The organism is Chryseotalea sp., assembly GCF_057350905.1.
In genome coordinates, this window is sequence record NZ_JBMRCF010000002.1 from 117753 (window position 1) to 130891 (window position 13139).

The window sequence follows — 13139 nt, forward strand, 5'->3', positions numbered from 1 at the left end:
TTGTTGGTTGTTCGTTTTAGTATGTGCCAAACTATCATAGTTTTAGTCAAGCCTTTTTATTGCCCCCTCTATAAGGAAAGGGATTTGTATGGAAGCTTAACCAACAACGAACAACCAACAACAAGCAACCAGTATCACTATTCATCAAAAAGAATACTGACAACGCCATCATATTCAAGTCCGAATAATTCAGAAGCATTGCCCCGGTTTACACCGATCTCCAGTAGACCCAAACTATTGAAAAGAATAAAACAATCGCCTTCTTCAACCTCCTGATAAGAAGCATTGATACGCCTGAATTTCTCTCCACCAAATTGTACCGTAAAAACCTTACCCTGACTCAATATATCAAAAGCCTCTTTTGGAATATTGGTAATAAGGTTTCCGTAAGTATCTACCCGCACTACGCTTCCGGTAATTTGTCGTTTGGTGGCTTTAACCTGGCGGTCGATCATCCGCTTAAAGGTACCGAGCGGCCTGCCCAGATCCGTAAGTGAAACACCGCTGGCCAGCTTGGCTGCTGCCGGAGCAAAAATATCTTTTTCAGGGAAGGTGCTATTGATGGGATTAATCGTATTGAGCTCAGCAATCTGTTGGTGTGTTTTTTCGGTAATAAGTCCGAATAAACCGTTATCGACACCTACGAAAAAATGATCCTCCAACTGCATCGCTATGGGAACATCTCCCTTTTTGCCTATAGCATCAACGGCCACCAGGTGTATGGTGCCTTTGGGGAAGTCTCTGAAAACAGATTTTAAGACAAAAGCTGCATGCCCGATATCGCAGGAGGCTATTTTATGACTAATGTCTACGATTTTTATGCTCGGATTCGTGCTGAGTATCTTAGCTTTAATGGCCGCTACGTAGTGATCTTGTTCGCCTGAATCAGTTAGCAAGGTGACGATGGCCATGGTTGATGCTGCCAGTGATATTCTTTACTTTTGGCGAAGCAAAGTAAACATTTTTACGGCAGATTGTTTAAGATATAAATCATATACACTTGATAGAAAGAATAGTAGATCTCGACATTGTATCCTTGGTTGATTTTCTGGGAGAAGAGAATAAAAACATCCACACCCTGGCAGAAGCCTTTCCAAAATCCAGGCTGGTTTCCCGGGGCGACCAGATTATCATTAAGGGCAGCGCTTCGGAGGTAGATCAAATTGAAGAAATTTTAAATGAACTGATTGATCATTACCATGAATTTGGCAGGGTTACACAGGAAAATGTAAAATCAAGAATCGGCAGAGAAGAAGAGGGCTTTTTGCCAGATGGGCCAACACCTCCGGCTGGCGATGATGTGCTGTTGTTTGGCACGCGGGGAAATCCGATTAAACCCAAAACAGTCAATCAGTTAAAGCTGGTGCAAATGGTGCGCGAGAATGACCTGGTATTTGCACTGGGGCCTGCCGGTACCGGTAAAACCTACATTTCTGTGGCCATGGCCGTAAAAGCGCTGAAGGATAAGGTTGTAAAAAAAATAATTATTACCCGGCCCGCGGTAGAGGCTGGCGAGAACCTGGGTTTTTTGCCGGGCGATTTGAAAGAGAAAATCGATCCGTATTTGCGCCCCATCTATGATGCGCTCAACGATATGATTCCCTTTGAAAAATTGCGGTACTACATGGAGCGCGAAGTAATTGAGATTGCGCCATTGGCCTACATGCGCGGTCGCACGCTGAACAATGCTTTCATTTTATTGGATGAGGCACAGAACACTACCCCTATGCAAATGAAAATGTTTTTAACACGCATGGGTCCTGAATCTAAAATGGTGGTAACGGGTGACGCCTCTCAAATTGATTTACCGCATAACCAGAAATCAGGCTTAAAGGAAGCATCAAGAATATTAGCTGGTGTAAAAGGTATTGGCTTTGTGGAGTTGAATGAGAAAGATGTTGTCAGACACAAACTGGTTCGCGATATCATTGAGGCCTACCAGAAGTCTGTTTAGTTGAAATTTTTACTTACCAAGGTTGGCATTGGTACCAGAATTTCTTTTCTGCTACAGTTATCACAAATCAACTCAGATAGCGTGACTTTCTGTGCAGATCTGTGATATCTCTGGCGCTTGTTTCCTGTTGATCTTTATAGAATGATATTAGGTCTGTCTATTGTTGTGGATTAGTATCAGACCCTTGTAATTGTACCCATGTTCAGATGGGTTCCTTATGTGTTTGTAAGGTTTACAATTTTCTTTATGGCGGGTATTCTGCTGGCCATTTATATTCCTGACTGTATTTCAGAAAACCACGCTTACTGGCTATTATTCAGCGAAATCTTTTTATACTTTTTGCTTTATGCTGTAAAAGTATTTTGGGATGGTAAGCGCAATCCAGGCTTTGTTGGCCTTGCCATCATTTTCTTAGCCGGCTATCTGCTGGTGTTGCAAAAAACTGAAACACGAAATATTCATCACCTGATCCATTATAAAGATACAGTATCCCACTTTCAGGTAGTGTTGATCAGTCACGCGCAGGACAAAGCGAAGTCGTGGAAGATGGAGGCTCGCATACAAAAGGTAAATACAAATAAGCAATGGCTGGCTGTTGAGGGGAAAGTCTTATTGTATTTCTCTAAAGAATATTTCCCAGAAGCTTTTCAATACGGTGATGAGTTGTTGATAGCAGGAAGCCCGCAGTTACTAACCGCACCGGCTAATCCAGGCGAGTTTGATTACAAACGTTTTCTCAGCTTTAAAAATATTTATCATCAGGCTTTTATCCGGTCGAATCAGGTTTACCGGTTAGGCAATACTCCGACATCCTCTATACTGGCGAATGCCATTAAAGTACGATCATGGGCAGAAAAAACATTGAAGCAGTATGTAAACGGTGATCAGGAACAGGCTATTGCCAGTGCCTTGGTGCTGGGCATTACCGATGGGCTGGATAATGAAATCATGCATGCCTATTCGGCAACAGGGGCTTTGCATGTGTTGGCTGTCTCGGGTTTACATGTCAGCATCATCTATGGCATACTGCTTTTGTTGTTAAAACCATTAAGCAAAAAGCCAAGTGGCAAGTGGATAATTGCAAGTATTAGTTTGGGGGTGCTGTGGATTTACGCCTTGATTACTGGCTTGTCGCCTTCTGTATTGCGGGCAGTTACAATGTTCTCATTTGTAGCATTGGCTCGACCATTGGGCTGGTCTACGAATATTTATAATACACTGGCTGCCTCTGCTTTTTGTTTATTGGTGCATGATCCTTTTTTAATTATGTCTGTAGGTTTCCAGCTTTCCTATGCTGCTGTATTAGGCATTGTGTACTTACAACGGCCCATCTATTTGTTGTGGTACGCCCCAGGTTATTGGGCTGATAAGGTGTGGCAGATTTCAACGGTATCCATAGCGGCACAACTGGCAACAGTTTCTTTAGGTTTGTTGTACTTTCATCAATTCCCGGTGTACTTTCTTTTTTCCAATCTCTTTGTGATACCGATTTCTTTTGCGGTGCTCGTGTTGGGTTTGGCAGTGCTGGTACTTGCATGGCTAGCTCCAGTGGCATCACTGGCGGGGTGGTTATTAACTAAGTGTATTCAGGCCATGAATGGATCAGTACTTTTAGTAGAAAGCCTTCCCTTCAGTTTACTGGATAATTTGTACATCAACACCACCCAATCGTGGCTTATAATGCTTTGCCTGGGATCTTTATTGTTACTCTTTCAGTACAGACAATTCGTCTATCTTAACGTTGCATTTGCTTTTGCAATGGTGCTTGCAATCAGTATGTGGCATCATTACTATAAGTCGGTAGAGAAACATGAATGGATTGTCTATAAGATAACGGGTGCTTCTGCTATGGATTTTATCGGCAAGGGTCGTTCACATTTTATAGCAGATTCGGCTTTGTTAAGTGATGAAGAAAAAATCAGATTTCACATCCGACCCAATCGCTTGATTAATGAGGTGAAGCAAGTTGAGGCGGAAGTTGCTGTTGGTGGTAGTGAAACCTTAAAGGGATGCAGGTTGTTTACTTTTCAAAATAAGCAGGTGTTAATTATACATGAAAAAATTCTGAATTTACCATCCATATCTGTTGATTTTGTAGTGATCAGCCATAACGCAATTACGGTAAAGCAGCTGGCAGAGAAGATTAATTTTGGTCAGGTGATACTAGATAGTAGTAACTCTTTTTACTTTGCTGAACGAATGCTGGCAGAAGCAACGCAATTAAATAAAAAGGCGTTTTCAGTTTTGCATCAGGGATATTTTAAACTCGCGATATGAATTACTTAAAATACGAAGTCTCCAATAGGATTGCTGTGATTACTTTAAACAGGCCAGAGAAGCGAAACGCATTATGTCACGAATTGGTTTCTGAGCTTCATGAGGCCTTTGATGCCGCTTCCAAAGACGATGCAGCTAAAGTAGTTGTATTGCGTGCTGAGGGGGAGGCTTTCTGTGCCGGGGCCGATTTATCATACCTGCAAAAATTACAGTCGTTCTCGTATGAGGAGAATGTAGCGGACTCAAATCATTTAAAAGAACTCTTTCTGAAAATATACACACTGAATAAAGTAGTCATTGCGCAAATACAAGGGCATGCCTTAGCAGGTGGTTGCGGCCTGGCGGCAGTTTGTGATTTTGCCTTTGCAGTGCCTGATGCAAAGTTTGGTTACACTGAAGTAAAAATTGGTTTTATACCGGCCATTGTCATGGTGTTTTTGTTGAGGAGAATAGGAGAAGGAAAAAGTAAACAACTTTTGTTGAGTGGTGATTTGATCAGTGCAGAAGAAGCTTGTAATTTGGGTCTTGTTAATTTTCTAAGTACAGCAGATAAGCTGGAGAAGGATGTCTTGGATTTTGCTAATAAATTAACACGCTCAAACTCGGCTCAATCGATGGCCACAACCAAACAGATGATTGCCGCAGTGCAATCTATGCCTTTAGCTGAAGCCTTAAATTACGCCTCATCGATGAATGCAACAGCAAGAGGCAGCGAAGATTGTCAGCGTGGAATTGCAGCATTTTTAAATAAGGAGAAGCTGATTTGGTAGAAATCTTACATAAAAAGTACTTCAATATTACTTTTTGGCAGAATAATTGGAGTTAATCCTTTAATATTAAAAGATTAACGATTGACCAATGAAAACGATTAAACTAATCCCCCTATTATTTTTGATCAGTACGGTTAACCTTTTTGCCCAAGGTTATACTGGAGACACGTGGGCACAAGTAAAAGCAGGTGGTAAGGGCACCATTAGCATGGCCTATGTGGAGACACCCAGCTTTGTATATAAAGATGCTAATGGAAAGCTGACTGGTATCTGTGTTGATATCATGGCAGATTTTGTGCAATGGACAAACGACAATAAAAAGGTTACACTCACCTCAAAGTTTGTTGGTGATGGTAGCAGCTTTCGAGACATGTACGATAAAACAAAAGCTTCTGTGGGTGGCGTATTCGGTTTAGGCAACATTACCATTACCGATGAGCGCAAGAAAGAAGTGAAATTCAGTCCTCCTTTTATTACGAACTTTGCCATTTTAGTAACACAAAACAGTGTTGCTACACTTGCTAAATTTGAAGATTTGCCTACTACTTTCGGTAAGTTAACAGGCTACACAGCAAAAGGTACCTTGAATGAGAAACGCATTTTGGAGTTAAAGCAAAAGTATTTTCCGGCTATGAAGATTGCTTATACGGCCACCAGTCAGGAAACGCTGGAGAAAGTAATGGCTGATCCTAATGGTTTCGCTTATCTGGATTTAGGCTTTTACCTGGAGGCTGTTAATATGAAGAAGAGCATCAAGCGACACCCCATTGCCGACAAAGCTGCAGAGCAATTTGGTTTTGTGCTGCCACTGAACAGTGATTGGTATCCAGTGTTGGAAGAATTTTTCAACTCAGGTGGAGGTTATCTGAACTCCGCACAGTATAGAAAAATTCTGGTAAAGCACCTTGGCGAAACCGGTGTTAAACTATTACAAAGCGCCAAGTAGTAGTTGAATTACAATTGTAGAAACTGCTATTGCACGTCTTTACTTAACATCCGTCTGACCGCTGTTTGCTTCCGTTTTCAGCAGTCTGACGGATTTTTTTTCTCCTCCATCATCTCCAAACGGAGGAGGTTGCCCTCTTTGAAGGTTGCGTTGCGTAAATTTTTATAAACGCAGTAAGTTTTAGAGGCGTATCGTCCCCTAGCGGGAGACGATACTTGACAGAATGGATTTACAAATGTAAAGTCTGTTAATGTGCTTCTTTACTAAAAATCCGTCTGACCACTGTTTGCTTTCGCTTTCAGCAGTCTGACGGATTTTTTTTTACTCATCGTCCTCGAACGAAGGAGGTTGCTTCTCGTTGAACGTTGTGTTTAGTAAAATTTTTTGGTGGAGTAAGTCTTTTAAAAATAACCATCCTGAATAGAATGCGATTTTCTTGTGCTTACTTACAGCATGCTCAGACAAGGCATTATGCTATCTTTGGTCTGGCAGGGTATATGCGGATAGCATACAGCCTTGAATGAGTATGCGAGGCCCAGCGGCCTGAGAGCGAAAACACAATTATTGCCACTTATTCGAATTATTTGAAAATATTCTCACATTCAGTTTAATCATCGAACACTTATATTCTAGCAATTCTCGTTGTATCTTAGTCGCTTTCCCAAAGCGTGTCAACAGCCTTATCCATATTACAACAGTATTGGAAGCATGGTCAGTTCCGACCTTTGCAGCAGGATATTATTGATGCTGTTGTTAAGGGACATGATACCTTAGCCTTACTGCCAACAGGGGGAGGCAAATCCATTTGTTTTCAAGTGCCTGCCTTGATGATGGAGGGCGTATGCATCGTGATCTCTCCGCTGATTGCTCTCATGAAAGACCAGGTAGAGCAACTTAAGAAACGAGACATTCTGGCTGTGGCTGTTCACTCGGGTATGAGTCGCTATGAAATAGACTTACACCTGAACAATGCACTGTATGGCGGAATGAAATTCCTCTACGTTTCTCCGGAGCGACTCCAAACCGATATTTTTATTGAGCGATTTAAGCAAATGAAAGTCGCACTTATAGCCGTTGACGAAGCGCATTGTATTTCGCAATGGGGTTATGATTTCCGGCCTCCGTATTTGCAAATTGCTGAATTGCGCACCTGGCACCCGAAGGTTCCCATCATTGCACTCACAGCATCTGCTACACCACAGGTTTGCGCAGACATCACACAAAAACTTTCTTTTCAACCATCCTATAAAGTATTTCAGAAAAGCTTCGCCAGGGAAAACCTCTCTTTTGTGGTTCGCAAAAGTGAAAGCAAGGAAAGAAAGCTGCTCGAGATTCTGACAAAAGTTAAAGGCACTGCCATTGTCTATGTTCGTTCGCGAAAGGCAACTGAAGCCGTTTCTAACATGCTGAACAGAAATGGTATTGCTTCCACCTATTACCATGCCGGGCTTTCGCATGCGGTGCGCAATAAGTTGCAAGACGACTGGATTGCCAACAAGGTAAGGGTGATCGTGGCGACCAATGCTTTTGGTATGGGTATCGATAAACCAGATGTGCGTGTAGTGGTGCATCTGGATTTACCTGAAAACCTGGAAGCTTATTACCAGGAAGCAGGCCGTGCGGGGCGTGACGGTAAGAAATCTTTTGCGGCTATACTTTTTCAGGAAGCAGATGCGCAGGATTTACAAACCAAGGTGGAGCAATCGCAACCTGCTTTTGAATTTTTGCAAAAGATATATCAGGCCTTATGTAATCACTTTCAATTGGCCATGGGTAGCAGTGGGGGAGAGAGTTATGATTTTGATCTACAACAATTCTGCGACCGCTTTCAGTTTTTTCCCGGTGAAGTTTACCATGCTTTGCGCAAGCTGGAGGAATCCGGTTTAATCACTTTCAATGAAAGTTTCTATGCACCCTCACGCATTCACATGAGCATGGATAAAGGAACACTTTATCAGTTTCAGGTAGCCAACGAGAAATTCGATCCATTGATTAAAATGATTTTGCGTTTATATGGTGGTGAAGTCTTTGCAGATTTTACTTCTATTGCAGAATCGTATCTGGCCGAAGGTTTAAAGACCAGCGCCAAAATTGTTAAAGAACAACTCATTCACCTCGATAAGTTGCAGGTACTGGCTTACTTGCCATTGAAAGAACAACCACAACTTACCTTTGTGTTACCACGCCAAGACAGTCAGTATTTGCCGGTAGACAAAAAGCAACTGAAGGAAAGACGCGATTTGATTATCGGCAAGATGCAAGCCATGCTCAACTATGCTTCACAAGATCATCGTTGCCGCATGCAGGTGATTCAGGAATATTTTGGTGAAGAGACTTTTGAGCAATGCGGTTTATGCGATGTGTGCGTAGATAAGCGCAAAAAAGAAAATACACAATCTGTTGTAGAACTGAGGGAAGAAATTATTCGCCTTGTAAAAGGGCAGCTCTTTACTGTAGATGAACTGGAAACAAGAATAGCCCCTGCGGATACTGAATTATTTGTTGAAGTAGTGCGTGAACTGGTGGAGGAGGGGAGGATAAAGTATGATGAGGTATGGCGACTCGTGCCGGGGAAAATGTAATTAGTGTGTGGTGAATAAGTTTTTTAGCTGTGAGCTATGAGCTTCCAGCCTCGAGCCTCTAACCTCTAGCTTCGAACTACGAGCCTCGAGCCTCGAGTTATATTTAACCATTTTGCTTGCACATCTGCACAAAACCTGCCGATATTAGGGACTGTGTACAACAGCGTATACTCGGGATAATAGAAATAAATTCAATGTATATTGCCGCACGTTGTAGGTAATTTCAAAATGAAAAAATCAATTAAATATATATCAGCTTTTTTGATTCTGTGGTTTTTTATTCATTCTGCTATAATAATAATTGATGGATTAACTGATGAAAAGGAAAAAAGTGATGTTGGAGTTATATTTGGAAATAAAGTTAATGTTGATGGAAGTTTATCCGAACGTCTTAAAAGGAGATGTGACAAAGGCATACAACTGTATAAAGATTCACTTGTTAGAATACTAGTAGTAAGCGGTGGACTTGGAGCGGAAGGTCATTATGAAGGAACAAAAATGAGCGAATACCTATTAGAGAAAGGAATACCTAATGATAAAATTATTATAGACAATTTTGGAAATACAACAGAGTTGACAGCAATTAATTTTAAAAAAATGAATTTGAATGTTAATTCAATTACAGTGATTACTCAATATCATCATATTTCAAGAGCAAGACTAGCTTTTAGGAATAGTGGATATAAAAAAGTTTATGGAGGCCATGCAGGTTATTTTGAGTTAAGAGATATATATTCAATAGTAAGAGAATTTTTTGGATACTATAAATATCTAATAATTAAAAATAAGTGAAACGACCTACAATACTGCATATGTGCGAGGGTTTCTAAAAATTATTTTTAACAGTAGCTGAAGGCAGACCCACTGCACATATTAAAATCGTTAGCGTTCATTTTTGGTGAACTAAAACTTAACATAGATTCTATAATTTTATCAGCGATGAGCAATAATGCAAACGAAAAAGCAGTAGTCGAATTCCTAAAGATGGTTGGAAGCAGAAAGTCTTCAGCGGAAGTAGAAAATTTTTATCATCCAGAAATTCAACAAATTGAATTTCCCCCAAACTGGCACAGGTCTTTAGCATGTGAGCAGGTATGCGCGAGACTTGTGCCTAACAATGGATGGTTTCTAATTAGAAACAAGTGAGCCACACGTATGCCACACATAACACTTGCTCCATTTGGGGTTTTCTAACTAAGTGTTTTGATTTATATTAAAAATGAAAACAATCGATCACAAACTTTTAAGGACATTTCAAGTATTATTCAATGCGACTGCAACGCTTTTACTGTTTGGGCTAATATTTTACAAGTCATTATCAATTGAGTTAGTTATTGGTATAATTGCAGTATTGAGTGTAAATAAAATATTCATTTTTAACTACAAAAAGTTCAAGACATTAGAATTCAAAGACACAGAGGTTAAAATAGTATCTTACGATGCAAGAGAAGAATTAATAGACTTAACAAGAATAAAATCAATAACAAAGACAGGATCTAAGCTTGGGCAATATAAATTTTATAAAATTGAATACCTTGATAAGGAAAATAAACTTGCATCATTCATTACTTCTCCGGAATAAAGTGAATTATTTACTGAACTTATGGAGAAAATAAAATTAATCAATAATAGCTTAGATTTTAAAAGTAACTTATCAAAACTGTAAGGTCAACCCCCCACTCTCCCTCGTTTTTTATCGAAGGAGATCGAGGAACGATTAAAAGCGATAGGATTTATTTTGCGACAGATAATGAGAAGATTGATTATTATATTATCCCTGATAAGCCTTACAGCAATTGCTCAGGAAAGAGTGATAACGAAAGACTACATAATTAACGAATCAGAGATTATTTCGAGAAAGCTTCATAACTTAGAAAATGAAGCTAAGGATATTATTTATAGAATTTGGATTGAGCCAGACTTAATAATAGAAATTGGAAATAATGTGATTTTGACTTTATACATCACTAATTACGATAAGAAAAAGAAACAAACTTTCATTGATAATGTAGAAAATATAAGTCTGGATATTAATCCCAAACTACTGTTAAATCATTTTGATAGTTTAAAGCTAGATAAATGGTGGGACGCAAAAAGTCGTATTGATAATAAGGCGGTTTCAGTAATACACGATGGCCACCGAATATTGATTGAATTTTCATCAAAAGAGGAATATAGAGTTTTCAGTCTTTATGGGCCTTTAACTGACAAGTCTCAGAATTCGCGTAAGACTTTAGATCTGTTAAATTTTATTTCGGACTCAATAAATCCAGACATGCATAGAATGGAGTATTACCAAAGATTGTCCGGAACTAACAAAAAAGCCATAAGAAGACTTAGAGATATAATCGAGTATAAAGATTTTTTTAAAAAACAGATTGAAGACAATATATTTCCAAAAATGTGGGGTGATTTCTAAAGGCATCCCAACTCGCCTTGCTTTGTAACTTGGGTCAACCTGGTAAAATTTAATAACTCATCGTCCTTTCGGAGACGATGAGTGGACAAGTAATAAGCTTAACATTTATTGAGTATAAAAAAATATAATCTTGTTAATCCTCAAATCCTGACCATCCTGATACGGACAATTTTGTTTATCGGGCAGAGAATTTGTTTATAGCAGTGCATTGGATTATTTAAGAAAGGGGAAAGGACTTTTAGCAGTAACTGCATTATAGACAAGATGGCACTGCAAGTGCCAACCACAGGCATCCTCGTTACAAACGAGGATGAGTAGAGCTTGATTTTAATTACGACTGCTAGAATAATGTTTGCCAATGGTGGTGTGACGTATAAGCTGTAAGTGTTATCTTCGCTCCAAGTTTGGTCACGGTGGACAAATACGTTTTCAAAAACTAGCCACTAAAAATAGCCAAGCGTTATAAGCAATTGAATTGCTCATTGAAATTTCAACAAATCATGAAAAAAAATATGAAGACGGTAATACCTTTAATCATCCTGACAATTTTAACTTCAAATCTAATGGCTCAATGGATTGGGTCACCTGGGAATATATATTATAATTCTGGAAATGTCGGGATAGGTACAATGGCACCCGGATATAAAACTGTGATTTCAAATAACGGTGCCGCAGGAATGGAAATTGATCCAACAGGTGGGCAGTTTTCGGAAGGAGTAGGAATGCAAACATATAACAGAGTAACAAGTACGTATACACCATTTTTGATATATAGTTCAAAATTAGTATTAAACGGTGGTAATGTCGGTATAGGGACAACTAACCCAGACATGAAGCTATCAATTCAAGCGAGTGATCAATTCATTGCAAGATTCTCCTCAGCAGGCACTCAATCAATTTCTGGGTTGAGGATAGGTAGCAGTTCCTCTTATGCAGATTTAGTCACGCTGTCTACCGGATTTGGAATCGGATCTGGTATTAACTCAGCTAATCTTCCCTTGAATACTCAAAATCCTAACTTTGTTTATTTTTTCTTAAGCAATACTGGCAACATTGGAATTGGAACAACTACACCAGGATATAAAACTGTAATTTCAAACAATGGTGCGGCAGGGATTGAAATCGATCCGACTGGTATCCAATTTCCGCAGGGAGTCGGGCTACAGACGTACAACAGATCAACAAGTACCTATATGCCATTTCAAATCTATAGCTCAAAATTAGTGTTAGATGGTGGTAATGTCTTGATTGGCAAGGCAACTCAGGTCAATAGTGCATATAAGTTAGATGTGAACGGATCTATGCGATCAAATGAAGTTGTCGTAAATGTGACAGGTGCTGACTTTGTCTTTCAGGACAACTACAATTTAAAGACATTGAATGAAGTCGAGAAATTCATTAAGGACAATAAGCATCTTCCTGACATTGAAGCAGCAAAAGAAATGGAAGAAAAAGGCTTGGAACTTGGGAAAATGGATATGAAGCTCCTACAAAAAATTGAGGAGCTAACTCTTTACATGATTGACTTCAAAAAGGAGATGGACAAGATGAGAGAAGAGAATCAAAAATTAAAGGAGAAAATAACTAAACTTGAAAAGCATTTGTAGGCTAGTCCTAAAATTGGACCAATCAAAAGTCTCCTTTTCAGTCGAGCAGTTAAAGTAGTCGACTGACCTGAGGATGTCAAGACCAAGACGAGTGGTTGATTGTCCTTCTTTTTTACGGAATCCTCGACAAGCGTGAGCAACACGCTAGCGCCTGTAAAAGAGTTTTGGCGATTGGTGCCTGGTAAAATTTAACGTCTCATCGTCCCTTCGGAGACGATGAGACGACAAGTAATAAGCGTAACATTTATTGAGTATAAAAAAATATAATCTTGTTAATCTTCAAATCCTGACCATCCGGATACGGACAATTTTGTTTATCGGGCAGAGAATTTGTTTATAGCAGTGCATTGGATTATTTAAGAAAAGGGAAAAGACTTTTAGCTGTAACTGCATTATAGACAAGATGGCACTGCAAGTGCCAACCTCACGCGGCCCTCGTTGCAAACCATAGCCGTCAGGTTAAGCGTGTAATCCATTGAATTAGAGCAAGAAAGAGAATTTTAGCAATACCTTAAACAGGTATTTTTCTGAGTCTTTAAGCGAGTCACGTATTGAAGCAATAGCAAGATCAACAGGTTTTTGTA

The 13139-nt window shown here is 39.6% G+C and carries 10 protein-coding genes; 9 read left to right on the top strand and 1 reads right to left on the bottom strand.

The window, feature by feature from the left end; all coding sequences use genetic code 11:
• Window positions 1-137: 137 nt before the first annotated feature.
• The gene (locus ACO1XM_RS05770; protein WP_486226773.1) at window positions 138-911 is read right to left on the bottom strand and encodes an SAM hydrolase/SAM-dependent halogenase family protein; all 774 of its coding nucleotides are present in this window, start codon (window positions 909-911) and stop codon (window positions 138-140) included.
• An 89-nt stretch (window positions 912-1000) separates the two neighbouring features.
• On the opposite strand from ACO1XM_RS05770, the gene ACO1XM_RS05775 reads away from it, so the two are divergent.
• The 9 genes from ACO1XM_RS05775 (at window position 1001) to ACO1XM_RS05815 (ending at window position 12555) form a co-directional block, all read left to right on the top strand.
• Complete coding sequence (locus ACO1XM_RS05775) at window positions 1001-1954, top strand: PhoH family protein (RefSeq protein WP_486226775.1); 954 nt, start codon at window positions 1001-1003, stop codon at window positions 1952-1954.
• A gap of 246 nt (window positions 1955-2200) precedes the next feature.
• Complete coding sequence (locus ACO1XM_RS05780; RefSeq protein ID WP_486226777.1) at window positions 2201-4231, top strand: ComEC/Rec2 family competence protein; 2031 nt, start codon at window positions 2201-2203, stop codon at window positions 4229-4231.
• Window positions 4228-5001, top strand: a complete 774-nt coding sequence (locus ACO1XM_RS05785; protein WP_486226779.1) for an enoyl-CoA hydratase/isomerase family protein — start codon at window positions 4228-4230, stop codon at window positions 4999-5001. The genes ACO1XM_RS05780 and ACO1XM_RS05785 overlap by 4 nt, the downstream gene beginning before the upstream one ends.
• Before the next feature lie 88 nt (window positions 5002-5089).
• Entirely contained in the window at window positions 5090-5947 is an 858-nt protein-coding gene (locus ACO1XM_RS05790) for a substrate-binding periplasmic protein (protein WP_486226781.1), read from the top strand.
• Between the two features lie 668 nt (window positions 5948-6615).
• Window positions 6616-8529 carry a RecQ family ATP-dependent DNA helicase gene (locus ACO1XM_RS05795; RefSeq protein WP_486226783.1) on the top strand — a complete coding sequence of 638 codons (1914 nt, stop codon included), beginning with the start codon at window positions 6616-6618 and terminating at the stop codon, window positions 8527-8529.
• A gap of 228 nt (window positions 8530-8757) precedes the next feature.
• Complete coding sequence (locus tag ACO1XM_RS05800) at window positions 8758-9321, top strand: YdcF family protein (protein WP_486226785.1); 564 nt, start codon at window positions 8758-8760, stop codon at window positions 9319-9321.
• A 427-nt stretch (window positions 9322-9748) separates the two neighbouring features.
• On the top strand, window positions 9749-10111 hold the full coding sequence (locus tag ACO1XM_RS05805) for a hypothetical protein (protein WP_486226787.1): 363 nt from the start codon (window positions 9749-9751) through the stop codon (window positions 10109-10111).
• Between the two features lie 168 nt (window positions 10112-10279).
• Window positions 10280-10948, top strand: coding sequence for an LptF/LptG permease family protein (locus ACO1XM_RS05810; protein ID WP_486226789.1), 669 nt, complete (start codon window positions 10280-10282; stop codon window positions 10946-10948).
• 500 nt (window positions 10949-11448) lie between these two features.
• Window positions 11449-12555, top strand: a complete 1107-nt coding sequence (locus ACO1XM_RS05815; protein ID WP_486226791.1) for a DUF4200 domain-containing protein — start codon at window positions 11449-11451, stop codon at window positions 12553-12555.
• Window positions 12556-13139 lie beyond the last annotated feature (584 nt).

What these genes read in the sequence shown, in the direction of transcription:
- ACO1XM_RS05810 (WP_486226789.1), top strand. Translation starts at nt 10,280, where the DNA reads ATGAGAAGATTGATTATTATATTATCCCTGATAAGCCTTACAGCAATT.
- ACO1XM_RS05785 (WP_486226779.1), top strand. Translation starts at nt 4,228, where the DNA reads ATGAATTACTTAAAATACGAAGTCTCCAATAGGATTGCTGTGATTACT.
- ACO1XM_RS05815 (WP_486226791.1), top strand. Translation starts at nt 11,449, where the DNA reads ATGAAAAAAAATATGAAGACGGTAATACCTTTAATCATCCTGACAATT.
- ACO1XM_RS05800 (WP_486226785.1), top strand. Translation starts at nt 8,758, where the DNA reads ATGAAAAAATCAATTAAATATATATCAGCTTTTTTGATTCTGTGGTTT.
- ACO1XM_RS05805 (WP_486226787.1), top strand. Translation starts at nt 9,749, where the DNA reads ATGAAAACAATCGATCACAAACTTTTAAGGACATTTCAAGTATTATTC.
- ACO1XM_RS05790 (WP_486226781.1), top strand. Translation starts at nt 5,090, where the DNA reads ATGAAAACGATTAAACTAATCCCCCTATTATTTTTGATCAGTACGGTT.
- ACO1XM_RS05770 (WP_486226773.1), bottom strand. Translation starts at nt 911, where the DNA reads ATGGCCATCGTCACCTTGCTAACTGATTCAGGCGAACAAGATCACTAC.
- ACO1XM_RS05780 (WP_486226777.1), top strand. Translation starts at nt 2,201, where the DNA reads ATGGCGGGTATTCTGCTGGCCATTTATATTCCTGACTGTATTTCAGAA.